We start from the raw sequence: 17,430 nt of genomic DNA, 5'->3' as shown, positions 1-17,430 counted from the left end.
GGGCCAGCATATGCCCAGGGGCCGACAGAGCCGGGTGCAAAAACGACAGGGGAATTGCCGAAAGCGTCAATCCGCGACAAAGGCTACCAAGAGAGGTCTGACTCGCGGCTGTTCTTTGTCTTACGCTTGAGCCAGAATTCGGGCATCAACTGATATGAGACGGCGCAATGAAATCGATTTTCCTGGCTTTGGCACTCATCGCAACCGGCGTTCACGCGGCTGAAGACACCGACAGCACGCCGTGCGACGGCATCGAAAACGACAAGCAAACCCTGGAATGCGCCACCTATAACAAAACCACTGCTGAACAGCTGCTCAAGGATAACTACCAGGGCCTGCTCGAACGCATGGCGTCGACCTACGGCAGCGACAAGACCAAGCTGGCGGACATTACCGCTCGTCTGAAGGATGCCCAGCAAAAGTGGGAAAAATTGCGTGACGCTGATTGCGCGGTGGACACCTTTCCGGCGGTGACCGGCACCAAGGCCTACGCGATCGCACAGAACGACTGCCTGGCGCGGATGAGTGATGAGCGGTCGGAGTTTTTGGAGTCGATTGGGCAGGAATAAGCGACAATCTCCGCCACTTTTACTCTGAACCAAGGCTATTCATGAAGACTTGCAGCATCGAAATCAAAGGCAGCGAAGCCATCATCGCCGTCGCCTCACTGGACAACCAGGCACTTGCCCACGTCATCCTGGCGACCAAGAAAATTGCCCTGGAAGACGATGACGAGGCCGCCAACGTCAAAGCCTTCGCCGCACAGGTAAAGGCATTTGTGCAGGAAAACGCCATCGAGCGTATCGCGATCAAGAAGCGCAGCAAGAAAGGCGAGTTCGCCGGTGGCCCGACCACGTTCAAGATTGAAGGGGTGTTCCAGCTGCTGGACGGGGTTGAGGTGACCTTGCTGTCGCCGCAGACCCTTAATGCGCAGAACAAGAAGCACAACTTCGAACTGCCGGCGACGCTGAACAAGTACCAGCATGAAGCGTACAAAGCAGCGTGTTCGGCGCTGCTGAAGAAATAGGCCACATCATTAATCTACTGTGGGAGGGGGCTTGCCCCCGATAGCGGTGGGTCAGCCGAAGTTGTATCAACTGACAGCCTGTCATCGGGGGCAAGCCCCCTCCCACATGTCAGCGCTTGTTGCGTAGCCAGTCGCCGAAGGTTTTGTCCTCCAGGGCATACCCTCCCCGGCTCGACTTCCACACCAGTTCCTTGTCGCGCAGGGCATCGATACAGGCCTGAATCGTCTGAGTGCCCGGCACCACGTCGCTGCCCATGTCCTCCAGCGCCTTGCTGACCGCCGTTACGGTGCTGTCGGTGAACGGCGCGAAGGGTTCGTTGTTTTGCGAGCGCTCCACCATCACTTGCAGTACGGCGCGCTGGGGGATGGTGAGGTTGTTCCAGGCGCTTTCGAATTCGGTCCACACACCGGCACGCAGCAGTTCGGCACGGCTGTGCAGCAACTGGCCGAGGTTGCTGGCTTCGCCCAACTCCAGCGCCACTTCACCGATGATCGTGCGCAACATCTCGGGGCGCCGGCCTACCAGCTCAAAGGCTTCATCAATATCGGCAGCGTTGAATTGGTTGGTCTTGGCCAGGTGCGCGTTGAGGTGCGCGGTGTAGGCCTGGGTGAACTCTTTACCCAGCAGCGGGAACGGCGTGATGCTGGAGCCGAAGAACGGCTGGCTTTTACCCAGTACCAAGTGAGCCAGCTTGTCGCGATTGGAGCCGGTGAATACCAGATGCAAACCGCTGCCGTCCTCGTCACGGCCTTGGTTGAGCTGATCCCGGGCAGCCTTGAGCGCGAACATCACATTGATGCCTGAATCGCTGGTCAAAGCGTGCTGAGCCTCGTCAATCACCAGGACGACAGGTTTTTCCGCTGCGCGGTGGAGCAACTCCAAGGCCTGGGTCAACGTCGCGCCAACCGGCAATTGAGGCTTGCTGAAGTCCCAGGACAGGGTACGCAGAAAGCTCAGTTTCTCGATTCCAATGTGCTTGGCCAGCTTGCGAATGCCCTTTTCATAGGGCACCAGCGCGGCAGCAATAGCACTGGCAATCAACTCCGCGGGATCTTTCTCTTTGTCGGCCCACAGATCGACATACACGGTAAGCCAACCCCGAAGCTGGCACTCCGGGATCAGATCCTCACGCAAAAAAGTACTTTTGCCCGTACGACGCGGCGCCGCGAGAAACAGGCCAGAGGTGAAATCCTGAATGCCGGCGCCCACCAGGCCGTCAGCAATACTGCTGGCCAGGGTGGGGCGGCGGAATACAAATCCGCTGTGCTTGGACATGGTTTTATACTCAATTATGGAAAGGACTATAAATTATAGTCGCGAGTATAATTTACTATAATTGGCCATTACACCACCTCCCGTCGCCGATCCTCCCTCGGACACTTCGCAAACCGCGCGCGATAACTGCGGGTGAAGTACGACGGCGACTCGAACCCGCACGCAATACCTACCTCCAACACGCTCATACCGCTTTGGCGTAAGAGCTGTCGGGCTTTTTCCAGGCGCAGGCCCAAGTAGAAATTGCTCGGGGTGTCGTTCAGGTGCAGGCGGAACAGCCGCTCCAACTGGCGCCGGGTGACTTTGATCGCCTCGGCCAGGGCCAAGGTGCTCAGCGGCGGCTCGGTGTGTTGCTCCATTTCGCCGATCACCTGCACCAGTTTCTTGTTGTTGATGCCGTAGCGCGTGGCGATCTGCATGCGCTGGTGGTCTTTGCGTGGGCGGATGCGGCCGAGCACGAATTGTTCGGAGACCTGGATCGCCAGTTCGGGGCCGTGGGCCTGGGCAATCAAGTCGAGCATCAGGTCGATGGAAGCGGTGCCGCCAGCGCAGGTGATGCGACGGCGGTCGATTTCGAACAGTTCCTGGGTGACCATCAGGTGCGGATAGGATTCCTTGAACGCGTCGATGGCTTCCCAGTGCAGGGTGAGGCGGTGGCCGTCGAGCAGCCCGGCTTCGGCGAGCACACAAGCGCCGGTGTCGATGGCGCCGAGGGTCACGCCATCATGGTCAAGGCGCCGTAGCCAGTGCTCCAGCGCAGGCGTGGCGAACTGCAGCGGCTCGAAGCCCGCCACCACCAATAACGTCGCGCCCTTTTTCAACGGTTCCAGCGCGGCGTCAGCGTTGACCGACATGCCATTGCTCGCCAATACCGCGCCGCCATCGGCACTCAATACATGCCAGCGGTAAAGCTCGCCACGAAAGCGGTTGGCCACCCGCAACGGTTCCAGCGCAGAGATAAAGCCGATGGCCGAGAAGCCCGGCATCAGCAGAAAGTAGAAATCCTGGGACATGGTGCGCTCTCGTAGGACGGGCAGCGTGCTCACTGTGATACGCCAGTTCAACGAGCCATTCAAGAGCACAGGTCGCTGCAGTGCAAGAGCTGGTCGCCGCCGTGCGTTTTGTCGGCCCTCAAGCTGCGTAATTTGATCCCACGGCGCACAAAGACGCCGGACCCCACAATAACGACCTGCCGAGGGATCCACCATGAACCGACTGATCAGCCGCTGCGTGCTCGCACTCAGCGCCAGCGCCATCTTGAGCACGAACGTACTGGCTGCCGACGCGGCATCCTGCCAGAACGTGCGCATGGGCGTGGTGAACTGGACCGACGTAATCGCCACCAGCGCCATGACCCAAGTGTTGCTCGACGGCCTCGGCTACAAGACCAAACAGACCAGCGCCTCCCAGCAAATCATCTTCGCCGGTATCCGCGACCAGCGGCTGGACCTGTTCCTGGGCTACTGGAACCCACTGATGACCCAGACCATCACGCCGTTCGTCGACGCCAAGCAAGTCAAGGTGCTCGACAAGCCCAGCCTGGAAGACGCCCGTGCCACCCTCGCCGTGCCTACCTACCTGGCAGACAAAGGCCTGAAAACCTTTGCCGACATCGCCAGGTTCGAGAAAGAACTGGGCGGCAAGATCTACGGCATCGAGCCAGGCTCGGGCGCCAACACCCAGATCAAGGCGATGATCGCCAAGAACCAGTTCGGCCTGGGCAAATTCCAGCTGGTCGAGTCCAGTGAAGCCGGCATGCTCGCCGCCGTCGACCGCGCCGTGCGCCGCAAGGAAGCCGTAGTGTTCTTCGGCTGGGCGCCGCACCCGATGAACGTCAACGTCGCCATGACCTACCTCACCGGCAGCGACGACGCCCTGGGGCCGAACGAAGGCATGGCCACCGTGTGGAGCGTCACCGCACCGAACTACGCCGAACAATGCCCCAACGTGCACAAACTGCTGACCAACCTGACCTTCACCGCCGCCGACGAGAGCCGGATGATGCAGCCGCTGCTGGATCACAAAGACCCTATCGAGTCCGCCAAGCAATGGCTCAAGGATCACCCGCAAGACCAGGCCCGCTGGCTGGAAGGTGTGACCACCTTCGACGGCAAACCGGCGGCGGCCAACCTGCAATTGACCAGCAAATAACCTGATTCGAATCACCGTGTCGCAGCCACTCCCGGCTGCGCACGGCACCCCTACGCCCGCTTGTAAGGAACCTGCCTCATGAACCACGACGTCATCATCACCTGCGCACTCACCGGTGCTGGCGACACGACCAGCAAAAGCCCACACGTGCCGGTCACCCCCAAACAAATCGCCGCCGCCGCCGTGGAAGCCGCCAAAGCGGGCGCGACCGTTGTGCACTGCCACGTGCGCGACCCGCACACCGGCAAGTTCAGCCGTGACGTCGCCTTGTATCGCGAAGTGATGGAGCGTATCCGCGAGGCCGACATCGACATCATCGTCAACCTCACTGCCGGCATGGGCGGCGACCTGGAGATCGGTGGCGGCGAGAACCCGATGGAATTCGGCCCCAACACCGACCTGGTCGGCCCGCTGACCCGCCTGGCCCACGTCGAAGAACTGCTGCCGGAAATCTGCACCCTGGACTGCGGCACCCTGAACTTTGGCGATGGCGACACCATTTACGTGTCCACCCCGGCACAACTGCGGGCGGGTGCCAAACGCATCCAGGAGCTGGGCGTAAAGGCCGAGCTGGAGATCTTCGACACCGGTCACCTGTGGTTCGCCAAACAGATGATCAAGGAAGGCCTGCTCGACAACCCGCTGTTCCAACTGTGCCTGGGCATCCCGTGGGGCGCCCCGGCCGACACCACCACCATGAAAGCCATGGTCGACAACCTGCCCGCCGACGCCGTGTGGGCCGGCTTTGGGATTGGCCGCATGCAAATGCCGATGGCGGCGCAAGCGGTGCTGCTGGGCGGCAACGTGCGGGTCGGTCTGGAAGACAACCTGTGGCTGGACAAGGGTGTGCTTGCGACCAACGGCCAGTTGGTGGAACGGGCCAGTGAAATCCTCAGCCGCCTCGGCGCACGGGTCATGACCCCCGCCGAAGGACGCATAAAAATGGGCCTCACCAAACGCCGCTAATCAAAAAATGTGGGAGGGGGCTTGCCCCCGATTACGGTGCATCAGTACCGAATGTATCGACTGACACACCGCTATCGGGGGCAAGCCCCCTCCCACACTGGACCACCGAAATCCATAGGAATTTGCCATGAGCTTTATCACCGAAATCAAAACCTTCGCCGCCCTCGGCAGCGGTGTCATCGGCAGCGGCTGGGTGTCCCGCGCGCTGGCCCATGGCCTGGATGTGGTCGCCTGGGACCCGGCACCTGGTGCCGAAGCTGCGCTGCGCAAGCGCGTCGCCAACGCCTGGGGCGCCCTGGAGAAACAAGGGCTGGCGCCGGGTGCGTCGCAAGAGCGCCTGCGCTTTGTCGCCACCATTGAAGAATGCGTGAAAGACGCCGACTTCATCCAGGAAAGCGCCCCGGAACGCCTGGAGCTGAAGCTGGACCTGCACAGCAAGATCAGTGCGGCAGCCAAGCCGAATGCGTTGATCGGCTCAAGCACCTCGGGCCTGTTGCCGAGTGAGTTCTACGAAGGTTCGACCCACCCGGAACGCTGTGTGGTCGGCCACCCGTTCAACCCGGTTTACCTGTTGCCGCTGGTGGAAGTGGTTGGTGGCAAGAACACCGCGCCAGAAGCCATCCAGGCCGCGATCAAGGTGTATGAATCCCTCGGTATGCGCCCGTTGCATGTGCGCAAGGAAGTCCCGGGGTTCATCGCCGATCGCCTGCTCGAAGCGTTGTGGCGTGAAGCACTGCACCTGGTCAATGATGGCGTGGCGACCACCGGCGAGATCGATGACGCAATCCGTTTTGGCGCCGGCCTGCGCTGGTCGTTCATGGGCACGTTCCTCACCTACACCCTGGCGGGCGGCGATGCCGGCATGCGGCACTTCATGGCGCAGTTCGGCCCGGCACTGCAATTGCCGTGGACCTACCTGCCGGCGCCGGAACTGACCGACAAGCTCATTGATGATGTGGTCGACGGCACCAGCGACCAGTTGGGCAAGCACAGCATTTCGGCGCTGGAGCGCTATCGTGATGATTGCCTGCTGGCGGTGCTGGAAGCGGTGAAAACCACCAAGGCCAGGCACGGCATGACCTTCGCTGAATAACGGAACCCCTGACATGCCCGTACTCACCACTTACACCACCCAGGTCCACCCCGACTGGGTGGACTACAACGGCCATCTGCGCGACGCGTTCTACCTGCTGATCTTCAGCTACGCCACCGACGCGCTGATGGACATCCTCGGGCTGAACAGTGAAAACCGCGAAGCCAGCGGCCATTCGCTGTTCACCCTGGAGCTGCACCTGAACTACCTGCACGAAGTGAAACTCGGCGCCGACATGGAGGTGCATACCCAACTGATCGCCCATGACGCCAAGCGCCTGCACCTCTATCACAGCCTGCACTTGGTGGGGGATGAGAAGGAACTTGCGGGCAACGAACAGATGCTGTTGCATGTTGACCTGGCCGGTCCGCATGCCGCGCCGTTCACCGATGCCACGTTGGAAAGACTCACTGCCATCAGCGCCCAGCAGGCTGACCTGCCTCGCCCCGCCCTGCTCGGCCGAGTGATTGGACTGCCACCCAAAAAACCATAAGGAGACCCCATGCAAACCGCCGCCGCTGTTGCCGATTTCCGTACCTACCCGAAGATCTGCGACCTTGCGCAGGTGCGGGTGCTAAATGATCAGATTCGTGTGCAATGGGCCGATGGGCGGGTCAGCCCGTTTCATCATCAGTGGCTGCGGGACAACTGCCCCTGCGCGGAATGCGTGTACAGCGTGACCCGCGAGCAGGTGCTGGAGATTGTCGATGTGGACGAGCACCTCAGCGCTGTCGACGCACGCATCGATCAAGGCTTGTTGAGCGTGCAATGGAGCGGCGGCCACCGCAGCCAGTACGACCCCGGCTGGCTGCGGGCGCATGCCTACGACGATGAGTCCCGCGCCGAACGCTGGGCGGCGAAGCCCAAACCCCAGCTGTGGGACAGCCGCTTCCAACTGCCGGTGTTCGACTATTCAGCGGTCATGCAAGACCCCCACGCATTGTTGCAGTGGCTGCTGGCGCTACGTGACTGCGGCCTCACGCAAATCCGCGGCGTGCCCACCGAGCCCGGCGCCCTGGCGCTGGTCGCCAAGCGCATTTCATTCATCCGCGAGAGCAACTTCGGCGTGCTGTTCAACGTGCAATCCAAGGCCGATGCCGACAGCAATGCCTACACCGCCTTCAACCTGCCGTTGCACAGTGACTTGCCCACGCGGGAGCTGCAACCGGGCCTGCAGTTTTTGCATTGCCTGGTGAACGATGCCGACGGTGGCGAAAGTATTTTTGTCGATGGGTTTGCCATCGCCTGCGCCCTGCGTACCGAAGACCCCGAAGCGTTCCTGGCGCTGTGCGACATCCCGGTAGAGTTTCGCAACAAGGACCGTCACAGCGACTACCGCCAGTTGGCGCCGATCATTGCGCTGGATGCCTTGGGCGATATCGCGGAGATCCGCATGGCCAATTTTCTACGCGGGCCGTTTGAGACGAGTGTGGAACAGATGCCGTTGCTGTATCGCGCCTATCGGCGCTTTATCGCCATGACCCGGGAAGATCGCTTTCGTGTGGTGCAGCGCCTGAACCCCGGTGAGCTGTGGTGCTTCGATAACCGCCGCACGTTGCATGCGCGTCACGCTTTTGACCCGGCTTCCGGGGCTCGGCATTTTCAAGGGTGTTATATCGATAGGGATGAGTTGCTCTCGCGCATTTTGGTGTTGCAACGGTAGACCCTGGCGCGCCCTTCGCGAGCAAGCCCGCCCCCACAAAAAAACCCCGATCCAGCCGTGACTGGATCGAGGCAGAGGGCCTTGTGTGAGCGTGACATCCCGAGGGTGACCAAACCTTCAAGCTGTTTGCTGGTACTCAGTGTGCCCATTACCGCCGCCGGTAAATGGCCCGAAAACGACATGCTCATAGCCATCTGAGGCATTCATACAATCTGCGCTTGCCGCCCTCTTGGGTGGCTACCAGAATCCCAGTCAGACCCCGTTCACCTCACCAGGATAAACGTCATGATGCACGCGGATTTGATTGACCAGGATGACCTGCTGGGCCAACTGCGCTCGCTGGGTTTCGAAGTGTCCAGCGGCGCCACTGCCGAGCAGGCCTGCGAGTGCGCGGTGCGCGGCTTGAGCGAGGCACGGGCCAAGGCGCTCAAGGGCATGGTGGAGCAGATGTACACCGGCAGTGCGACGATTCTGCCGGCCGTGCGCCAGGCAATCGACAAGCAGTTGTTGCCGGCACTGGTGCAGTTCAAGCAGAACTCTGGCGCCTGATTAGATTGCTATCGGGGGCAAGCCCCCTTCCACCTTTGACTGTGTTCACCCATCCAAATGTGGGAGGGGGCTTGCCCCCGATGCAGAAACCTCGGTCTAGAGCCTTACGCTGGCAAACGTCGACTCATTGCGCGCCTGACTCAACGCCGACATCGGCCCCGACAACGGCGACAACACCAGCGCCTGTGGAATTGGCATCATCGCCACCTGTTGGGTGGTGTTGGAGCCGACGCGTTCATCCCGTGGCGGAATGCCGAAATATTCGCGGTAGCACTTGGAGAAGTGTGGCGTGGACACAAACCCGCACACCGACGCCACTTCGATGATCGACATCGGCGTTTGCTTGAGCAACTGCCGTGCACGGATCAGGCGCAGCTTGAGGTAGTAACGCGACGGCGAGCAATGCAGGTACTTCTGGAACAACCGCTCCAACTGGCGACGTGAGACGGCGACGTATACCGCCAGTTCATCCAGGTCGATCGGTTCTTCCAGATTGGCTTCCATCAGCGCGACGATTTCCTGAAGCTTCGGCTGGTTGGTGCCGAGCATGTGCTTGAGCGGCACGCGCTGGTGGTCTTGCTCGTTGCGGATGCGTTCGTACACAAACATCTCGGAGATGGCGGCCGACAGTTCGCGACCGTGATCGCGGCTGATCAGGTGCAGCATCATGTCCAGCGGCGCGGTGCCGCCCGAGCTGGTGAAGCGGTTGCGGTCGAGGGTAAACAGGCGTGTGCTCATGGCCACGCGGGGGAAGGCTTCCTGCATCGAAGCCAGGCATTCCCAATGCACGCTGCAATCAAAACCGTCGAGCAGACCGGCGCAAGCCAAGGCCCAACTGCCGGTGCATACCGCGCCCAAGCGGCGCGATTGGCGTGCCTGGCTTTGCAGCCACGACACATGTTCACGGGTCACGGTACGCTGGATACCCACACCCCCGCACACGATCACGGTATCCAGAGCGGGCGCTTTGTGCATGGAAGCATCGGGAGTGATTTGCAGACCGTCGCTGGCCCACACCTGGTTTCCATCGACGCTCAAGGTCGTCCAGCGATACAGCTCGCGGCCGGAGAGCTGGTTGGCCATGCGCAGCGGTTCGACTGCGGAGGCCAGGGAAATCAGCGTGAAATTGTCCAGCAGCAAAAAGCCGATGGATTGAGGCGCACGGTTCTGGGGTTGGGCCCCGGAGTTGAACGACGTCATCGCGGTATCTCCTCACACAAAGCGGGTGATGGCCTCAGGCGAGGCTCTTGTTATTGCGCTCTTCATCCGGCGAGGAGAGAGGCTTTGAATTGATAGAGCAAATGCCATGCCTAAATTTGAATGGCCGTCCAATAACTCCTAAAAACGACCTCATGACGCGTCTAAATAAGCCCGCGCCGCACGTACGGTTATGGCTGGAATTGGCCGTAGGAACACGCCCGGGCAAGGTGTGTGAGCAGATCGGTAGCACTTGTGGGAAGGCGCTTTTCGGGTGTGGGAGAAGTCTGTCACCCAAAGCGCGGGAGGCCAGTGGTCAGGTCGAAAATCGTTCGCAAGCTACTTATCTATTTGCGACGCGCTAAAAGGTGGCGCTTTTGGTTGGGGTGTTCACTTTTTGCGCAGCGGCGCCTGGATGATTGCTATCGGGGGCGAGCCCCCTCCCACCTTTGACTGTGTTCACCAATCCAAATGTGGGAGGGGGCTTGCCCCCGATGCAGGCAACGCGGTCTCAGCACTCCACCGCGCTGACCGCCAACCCACCGCGCGATGTCTCTTTGTACTTGTCATGCATGTCCGCTCCGGTATCGCGCATGGTGCGGATCACCCGGTCCAGGGAGATAAAGTGCTGGCCGTCGCCGCGCAGCGCCATTTGCGCCGCGTTGATCGCCTTCACCGCCGCGATTGCGTTGCGCTCGATGCACGGCACCTGCACCAAGCCGCCCACCGGGTCGCAGGTCAGCCCCAGGTTGTGTTCCAGGCCGATTTCGGCAGCATTGCACAGTTGCTCCGGCGTGGCGCCGAGGATCTCGGCCAGCCCGGCGGCGGCCATGGCGCAGGCAGAGCCCACTTCGCCCTGGCAGCCGACTTCGGCGCCGGAGATCGAGGCGTTCTTCTTGCACAGAATGCCCACCGCCGCCGCACCAAGCAGGTAGTCGACCACATTGGCCTCGGTGACTTCTTCGCTGAATTTCATGAAGTAATGCAGCACCGCCGGGATGATCCCGGCAGCGCCGTTGGTGGGCGCCGTGACCATGCGTCCACCGGCGGCGTTTTCTTCGTTCACCGCCAGGGCGAACAGGTTGACCCATTCCATGGCACTCAGGGTCGAACCAATCACATTGGGCTTGTTCAACTCCTGCAGGCTGCGGTGCAACTTGGCGGCACGCCGGCGCACGTTGAGGCCGCCGGGCAGGATGCCTTCGTGCTTGAGACCCTGTTCCACGCAATCCTGCATGGCGCGCCAGAGTTTCATCAGGCCGCTGCGGATTTCATCTTCAGAGCGCCAGACCTTCTCGTTGGCCATCATCAACTCGGCCACGCGCAGGTTGTGGGTCTTGCACAGCTGCAACAGCTCCACCGCGCTGGAAAAATCGTAAGGCAACTCGGTGCGGTCCATGTCGGCCACGCCGCTTTGTGCCTGGGCCTCATCCACCACGAAACCGCCGCCCACCGAGTAGTAGGTGTCGCGGTGCAGCTCGCCGTTGTCACCCGCCACCACCAGGGTCATGGCGTTGGGATGGAACGGCAGGTTTTCGTCGAGCAGGCGCATGTCCCTGGCCCAGACAAAGGGCACCGGCAAGCGCCCGTCGAGCAGCAGGGTGTCGGTCTCGCGCAGGGTGTGGATGCGTTGGCCGATCTGCGACGGGTCGATGGCGTCCGGCCATTCGCCCATCAGGCCCATGATGGTCGCGGTGTCGCTGCCATGGCCGATGCCGGTGGCCGACAGCGAGCCATACAGCTGAACTTCGACGCGCCGCACTTGTTCCAACAGGTCACGTTCACGCAACCCTTGAACGAACAACGCCGCGGCGCGCATGGGGCCGACGGTATGAGAACTCGAAGGCCCGATGCCGATCTTGAACAGGTCGAAAACACTGATAGCCATTAACGTGGAACTCCGCAGGTGAACAGGCCGGACACCAACGAGCTGCTACGCTCAGATCGCCCAGATGGCGGCATCATCAAGCTTTTGTTTGCCGTCACGGCGTCTCACACCGACGCACCCATGCTCACCAGCGTCGCGCCTGTGCGATCACCGGTTTTGGCCGTTTTTAGCGGTGCAGATGGGCAAAAACTGCAGTTTTGCCTTGGGAAAAACCTGTAAGCGACGTCACCGACACTGGATACGACCCTCCCTGTACTGGATACGACGCCCCCTGTAGGCGTCAGATTTTCACTGGTACATGATCAGTCTCGACTCGTTTGCAAGGCACCGTGCCAGAGCTGTTGTCGCACGCTCCAACCGCAACACTTATAAAGCGCGGCGAACGCCGCCAGAAAAAACACAGGAGTCTAGCCCCATGAAAGCTTCACCCTCGTTGTTGTTGGCCGCCATGCTGAGTCTGCCAGTCGTGGCGCACGCTGCAGAACCGGCACAATGCCAGACCGTCAACTTCTCCGATGTCGGCTGGACCGATATCACCGTCACCACCGCCGCCACCAGCGAAGTCCTCAAGGGCCTGGGCTACAAGCCACGCACCACGATGATTTCGGTGCCCGTGACCTACAAGTCCCTGGCCGACGGCAAGAACATGGACATCTTCCTCGGCAACTGGATGCCGACCATGGAAAACGACATCAAGCAGTACCGCGATGCCGGCACCGTGGAAACCGTGCGCGCCAACCTGGAGAACGCCAAGTACACCCTGGCGGTCCCGGAAGCGCTGTACAACAAAGGCCTGAAGGACTTCGCCGATATCGCCAAATTCAAGGATGAGCTGGGCGGCAAGATCTACGGCATCGAGCCGGGCAACGACGGCAACCGCACCATCCAGACGCTGATCGACAAAGACGCCTTCGGCCTGAAAACCGCCGGTTTCAAAGTCGTCGAGTCCAGCGAAGCCGGCATGCTCTCCCAGGTCGAACGCGCCACCAAGCGCGACCAGGCCATCGTGTTCCTCGGCTGGGAACCGCACCCGATGAACACCCGCTTCAAGATGAAGTACCTGACCGGGGGTGATGATTCCTTCGGCCCCAACTACGGCCAGGCCACCATCTACACCAACACCCGCAAGGGCTACACCCAGGAATGCAGCAACGTGGGTCAGTTGCTGAAGAACCTGGTGTTCACCCTGAACATGGAAAGCACCCTGATGGGTAATGTCCTGGACGACAAGATGAAACCCGACGCCGCGGCGAAAGCCTGGCTGAAGAAGAACCCTCAAGTACTCGACACCTGGCTCGCCGGTGTCACCACCGTTGATGGCAAACCTGGCCTGGAGGCCGTGAAAGCTTACCTCTCCAAGTAATGCCGCTGACCCCGGGGCGGTGCGCTGCCCCGGGATGTTTTCCCTCTTCGCATGTGGACATTCACTACCATGCTGACTGAACAGAAAATCCCACTAGGCCAGTACATCGCTGCCTTCGTCGAATGGTTGACCCAACACGGCGCCAACTATTTCGACGCAATCGCATCGACACTGGAAACGATGATCCACGGCGTGACGTTTGCGCTGACCTGGTTCAATCCGCTGGCATTGATCGGTCTGATTGCGCTGCTGGCTCACTTTATCCAACGTAAATGGGGACTGACTGTTTTTGTCATCGCCTCCTTCCTGCTGATCCTCAACCTGGGTTACTGGCAGGAAACCATGGAGACCCTGGCGCAGGTGCTGTTCGCCACCCTGGTCTGCGTGGTCATCGGTGTGCCGCTGGGCATTGTTGCCGCGCACAAACCGTTGTTCTACACCATGATGCGGCCGGTGCTCGATCTGATGCAGACCGTACCGACCTTCGTCTACCTCATCCCTACCCTGACCCTCTTCGGGCTGGGTGTGGTGCCTGGGCTGATTTCCACGGTGGTGTTCGCGATTGCCGCGCCGATCCGCCTGACCTACCTGGGTATCCGTGATGTACCGCAAGAGTTGATGGACGCCGGCAAGGCCTTTGGCTGCTCGCGTCGTCAGTTGCTCTCGCGCATTGAACTGCCCCACGCCATGCCGAGCATTGCCGCCGGCATTACCCAATGCATCATGCTGTCGTTGTCGATGGTGGTGATCGCGGCCCTGGTGGGCGCCGACGGCCTCGGCAAGCCGGTGGTCAACGCGCTCAACACCGCTGACATCGCCCTGGGCTTTGAAGCGGGCCTGGCGATCGTCCTGCTGGCCATCATGCTCGACCGCATCTGCAAACAACCCGACGCCAAAGTAGGGGGTGATGCATGAGCATTATCCGATTCGACAAAGTCGACGTGATCTTCTCCAAAGACCCACGCGAAGCGCTCAAGCTGCTGGACCAGGGCATGAGCCGTAACGAGATCCTGAAAAAGACCGGACAGATTGTCGGCGTGGAAAAAGCCAGCCTGGATATCGAGAAAGGTGAGATCTGCGTGCTGATGGGCCTGTCGGGCTCCGGCAAATCGAGCCTGCTGCGCTGCATCAACGGTCTCAACACCGTGAGCCGTGGCCAGTTGTTCGTGGAGCATGAAGGTCGCCAGATCGACATCGCGTCCTGCACGCCCGCCGAGCTGAAAATGATGCGCACCAAGCGCATCGCCATGGTGTTCCAGAAGTTCGCCCTGATGCCCTGGCTGACGGTGCGCGAAAACATCAGCTTCGGCCTGGAGATGCAGGGCCGCCCAGAGAAAGACCGGCGCAAGCTGGTGGATGAAAAGCTTGAACTGGTGGGCCTGACCCAGTGGCGCAACAAGAAGCCGGACGAACTCTCCGGCGGCATGCAGCAGCGCGTCGGCCTGGCCCGAGCGTTGGCGATGGACGCCGATATCCTGCTGATGGATGAACCCTTCTCCGCCCTCGACCCGCTGATCCGGCAAGGCCTGCAGGACGAGTTACTGGAGCTGCAACGCAAGCTGAGCAAAACCATCGTGTTCGTGAGCCACGACCTCGACGAAGCGCTCAAGCTGGGCAGCCGTATCGCAATCATGAAAGACGGCAAGATCATCCAGTACAGCGTGCCGGAAGAGATCGTGCTGAACCCGGCGGACGACTATGTGCGTACCTTCGTCGCCCACACCAACCCGCTGAACGTGCTGTGCGGTCGCAGCCTGATGCGCACCCTGGACAACTGCAAGCGCGTGAACGGTTCGGTATGCCTCGATCCGGGCGGCGACTCGTGGCTGGACCTGGCCGAAGGCAACACCATCAAGGGCGCCCGCCAGAACGGCGCGGTGATGAACCTGCAGAACTGGGCGCCGGGGCAAGCGGTGGAAGGTTTGGGTCGATTGCCGACACTGGTGGACTCGAACATCGGCATGCGCGATGCGTTGCAGATTCGTTATCACACCGGCAACAAGCTGGTGTTGCATGACAACAACCAGGTGGTGGGGATTCTGGGAGACAGTGAGCTGTACCACGCCCTGCTGGGCAAGAACCTGGGCTGACACTGCACAGTAGACAGGTGGTGTCAGTGAGGACACCACCCGTCTTCAACTATCAGCTATAGACCCGGCCAAGGAGTTGCCGATGGCTTTCAAACTGATCGAGCACATCCCGGGTGATCTGTTCCTGGGTGAAGCCCATCAGGTCGTATTCCTGAGGTCCGTTGTGCAGGTATACCTCGGCACGGTAGTAGCGAGTGCGCTCTTCCTCGGGCAGGTCGCTCGGCGCCGACGAGTAGGCATCCAGGCTCACTTCATAGACAAACGGGTTGCCCTCTTCCATCTCGATGCGCACACCGATGCAACGCTTGGACTTACCGAGCAGGGTCTGCACTTCCAAGCCCTGATCACGCAACGCCGTCGCCGCCTCTTCCAACGCCGGCGTCACATGCTTGTCCATGAAACGCTGCACGGTGCCTTGGCTCGGTTGCAGGTCCAGCGCCGTCAGACGCTCGCTGAAACCACGGCGACCACGCTCGGCCAATTGCGCCTGCTCCTGTTCGATGGCCACGTCCTGGCGCATCGCCTTGTGCAAGCCGAACATAAAGAAGATCAGCACCACCGAGAACGGCAGCCCCGCCAGCACCACCATGGTTTGCATGGCTTCGAAGTTGCCGGCAAACAGCAGGCCGATGGTCACCAGGGTGATCACCACCGACCAGAAGATCCGCAGCCAGTGCGGCGCATCTTCATCCACGTTGCCACCTTTGCACGACAGGTTGGCCATCATCACCGCGCCCGAATCCGCCGGGGTGAGGAACAGCACGAAGCCTACAAAGATCGACACGCCGATAACAATTTTCGACGCAGGATAATGCTCCAGCAACTGGTAGATGGCCATGGAAGGCTGCTCCAGCGCCGTCTTGCCCAACTCCACCGCACCGTGGTTCAGCACCAGGTCCAGGGCCGAGTTACCGAAGATCGACAGCCACGCCAGGGTAAAGCCCAGCGGAATCAGCAGCACGCCGGCCACCAGTTCACGCACCGTGCGACCACGGGAAATCCGCGCGATGAACATGCCCACGAAGGGCGCCCAGGAAATCCACCACGCCCAGTAGAACAGGGTCCACAGGCCCATCCAGCGTTCGGTCTTGTCGGCGTCGCCTTCGTACACGTAGAGGTCGAAGGTTTTCAGGATGATGCCGTTGAGGTAGTCCCCGGTGTTCTGCACCAGGCCGTTGAGCAAATGCAGGGTCGGGCCGAACAACAGCACAAAGATCAACAGGCCGCTGAACAGCACGATGTTGAGGTTGGACAGGCGGCGGATGCCGTTCTCCACGCCCGACACGGCAGCAATGGTCGCCACGGTGCTCATCACGATGATCACGATCAACAGGTTGGTGTTGCTGTGCTGCATGCCGAACAGGTTTTCCAACCCGGACGACACCTGCATCGAACCAATCCCCAGGTTCGTCACCAGGCCCAGCAGGGTCACGAACATACCGAAACCGTCCACCGCATGGCCGGCCGCGCCTTTCACCCAACGCTCGCCCACCAGCGGGTACAGCGCCGAACGCAGGGCCAGCGGCTGGTTATGGCGATACGCGAAGTACGCCACGGCCAGGCCGACCAGGGCATAGATCGCCCAGCCATGCAGGCCCCAGTGCAGGAAGGTCAGTTGCAGCGCCTGGCGTGCGGCGCCATTGCTGGCGGCTGCGCCTTCGGGCGGGTTGAAGTAATGGTCCAGCGGCTCCGAGGCGCCAAAGTACAGCAGCGAGATGCCGATGCCCGAGGAGAACAACATGCCGGCCCAGGCGCCGTAGCTGAAGTCCGGGGTGTCGTCCTTGCTGCCCAGTTTCAACTTGCCGTAGGACGAAAACGCCAGGCCCACCACAAACACCAGGTATGCGGCGATGACCACCATGTAGTACCAGCCGAAGCTTTTCGAAAGCCACGCCTGGGCAACACCGAGCATGCGCCCGGCCTCCTGCGGGGCGATGATCAGAATGGCAGTCAACAACAGAATCAGCGCGGTGGAGGTGTAGAACACCCAACCGTTGACCCGCACCTTTTCCGGTGGGGTTTTTATAAGAGAGGCAGAACTCATGGCGCAGATGCTCCGGGCAGTGCGAGAGAGAAACACAAGGCAACGGTTATCCCGGGACATCGATTTTTCGGCAGTCGACGGACGGGTGTTATAAAGACACCCCTTAAACCCCTGTCCCCCACG

At 60.8% G+C, this 17,430-nt stretch carries 16 protein-coding genes; 11 read left to right on the top strand and 5 right to left on the bottom strand.

The features are described from left to right. The first annotated feature begins 167 nt into the window (after window positions 1–167). Together BM110_RS21620 and BM110_RS21615 are read left to right on the top strand one after the other, a co-directional pair. Window positions 168–569: a lysozyme inhibitor LprI family protein gene (locus BM110_RS21620; RefSeq protein ID WP_071494402.1), complete on the top strand. Its 402-nt coding sequence runs from the start codon at window positions 168–170 to the stop codon at window positions 567–569. 41 nt (window positions 570–610) lie between these two features. Continuing rightward, complete coding sequence (locus BM110_RS21615) at window positions 611–1,027, top strand: DUF3010 family protein (RefSeq protein ID WP_093514144.1); 417 nt, start codon at window positions 611–613, stop codon at window positions 1,025–1,027. Window positions 1,028–1,136: 109 nt separating this feature from the next. Here BM110_RS21615 and BM110_RS21610 read toward each other — a convergent pair whose 3' ends face one another. Together BM110_RS21610 and BM110_RS21605 are read right to left on the bottom strand one after the other, a co-directional pair. Continuing rightward, complete coding sequence (locus tag BM110_RS21610; protein ID WP_093514143.1) at window positions 1,137–2,303, bottom strand: AAA family ATPase; 1,167 nt, start codon at window positions 2,301–2,303, stop codon at window positions 1,137–1,139. Between the two features lie 68 nt (window positions 2,304–2,371). Then, window positions 2,372–3,316 (bottom strand): GlxA family transcriptional regulator, encoded by a 945-nt coding sequence (locus BM110_RS21605; protein WP_093514142.1) that lies wholly within the window; start codon window positions 3,314–3,316, stop codon window positions 2,372–2,374. 193 nt (window positions 3,317–3,509) lie between these two features. Between BM110_RS21605 and BM110_RS21600 the strand changes: the two genes are divergently transcribed. From BM110_RS21600 to BM110_RS21575, 6 genes are all read left to right on the top strand, one after another. Next, window positions 3,510–4,454 (top strand): choline ABC transporter substrate-binding protein, encoded by a 945-nt coding sequence (locus BM110_RS21600; RefSeq protein ID WP_071490304.1) that lies wholly within the window; start codon window positions 3,510–3,512, stop codon window positions 4,452–4,454. A gap of 78 nt (window positions 4,455–4,532) precedes the next feature. Then, the gene (locus BM110_RS21595; RefSeq protein ID WP_092242127.1) at window positions 4,533–5,420 is read left to right on the top strand and encodes a 3-dehydrocarnitine:acetyl-CoA trimethylamine transferase CdhC; all 888 of its coding nucleotides are present in this window, start codon (window positions 4,533–4,535) and stop codon (window positions 5,418–5,420) included. 127 nt (window positions 5,421–5,547) lie between these two features. After that, the gene (locus BM110_RS21590; RefSeq protein ID WP_071490306.1) at window positions 5,548–6,513 is read left to right on the top strand and encodes an L-carnitine dehydrogenase; all 966 of its coding nucleotides are present in this window, start codon (window positions 5,548–5,550) and stop codon (window positions 6,511–6,513) included. Between the two features lie 13 nt (window positions 6,514–6,526). Further along, entirely contained in the window at window positions 6,527–7,006 is a 480-nt protein-coding gene (locus BM110_RS21585; RefSeq protein ID WP_093514141.1) for a thioesterase family protein, read from the top strand. A 9-nt stretch (window positions 7,007–7,015) separates the two neighbouring features. Further along, window positions 7,016–8,176 (top strand): gamma-butyrobetaine dioxygenase, encoded by a 1,161-nt coding sequence (locus BM110_RS21580; RefSeq protein WP_093514140.1) that lies wholly within the window; start codon window positions 7,016–7,018, stop codon window positions 8,174–8,176. Between the two features lie 285 nt (window positions 8,177–8,461). Beyond that, the gene (locus BM110_RS21575) at window positions 8,462–8,725 is read left to right on the top strand and encodes a hypothetical protein (protein WP_010207120.1); all 264 of its coding nucleotides are present in this window, start codon (window positions 8,462–8,464) and stop codon (window positions 8,723–8,725) included. A gap of 96 nt (window positions 8,726–8,821) precedes the next feature. On the opposite strand, the gene BM110_RS21570 is transcribed toward BM110_RS21575, so the two are convergent. Further along, window positions 8,822–9,925 (bottom strand): choline metabolism transcriptional regulator GbdR, encoded by a 1,104-nt coding sequence (locus BM110_RS21570; RefSeq protein WP_005792167.1) that lies wholly within the window; start codon window positions 9,923–9,925, stop codon window positions 8,822–8,824. A gap of 508 nt (window positions 9,926–10,433) precedes the next feature. Continuing rightward, window positions 10,434–11,810 carry an L-serine ammonia-lyase gene (locus BM110_RS21565; RefSeq protein WP_093514139.1) on the bottom strand — a complete coding sequence of 459 codons (1,377 nt, stop codon included), beginning with the start codon at window positions 11,808–11,810 and terminating at the stop codon, window positions 10,434–10,436. Window positions 11,811–12,225: 415 nt separating this feature from the next. Between BM110_RS21565 and BM110_RS21560 the strand changes: the two genes are divergently transcribed. From BM110_RS21560 to choV, 3 genes are all read left to right on the top strand, one after another. Further along, window positions 12,226–13,173 (top strand): choline ABC transporter substrate-binding protein, encoded by a 948-nt coding sequence (locus BM110_RS21560; protein ID WP_092242112.1) that lies wholly within the window; start codon window positions 12,226–12,228, stop codon window positions 13,171–13,173. A 69-nt stretch (window positions 13,174–13,242) separates the two neighbouring features. Continuing rightward, the gene (choW, locus tag BM110_RS21555) at window positions 13,243–14,088 is read left to right on the top strand and encodes a choline ABC transporter permease subunit (protein WP_016972877.1); all 846 of its coding nucleotides are present in this window, start codon (window positions 13,243–13,245) and stop codon (window positions 14,086–14,088) included. Further along, on the top strand, window positions 14,085–15,263 hold the full coding sequence (gene choV, locus BM110_RS21550) for a choline ABC transporter ATP-binding protein (RefSeq protein ID WP_058426626.1): 1,179 nt from the start codon (window positions 14,085–14,087) through the stop codon (window positions 15,261–15,263). The genes choW and choV overlap by 4 nt, the downstream gene beginning before the upstream one ends. 52 nt (window positions 15,264–15,315) lie before the next feature. Here choV and BM110_RS21545 read toward each other — a convergent pair whose 3' ends face one another. Continuing rightward, window positions 15,316–17,250 (bottom strand): BCCT family transporter, encoded by a 1,935-nt coding sequence (locus BM110_RS21545; RefSeq protein ID WP_256575450.1) that lies wholly within the window; start codon window positions 17,248–17,250, stop codon window positions 15,316–15,318. Window positions 17,251–17,430 lie beyond the last annotated feature (180 nt).

It is taken from the genome of Pseudomonas sp. NFPP28 (genome assembly GCF_900115535.1).
GTDB classification, from domain to species: domain Bacteria; phylum Pseudomonadota; class Gammaproteobacteria; order Pseudomonadales; family Pseudomonadaceae; genus Aquipseudomonas; species Aquipseudomonas extremorientalis.
This window is presented reverse-complemented; position numbering and strand designations above follow the sequence as displayed.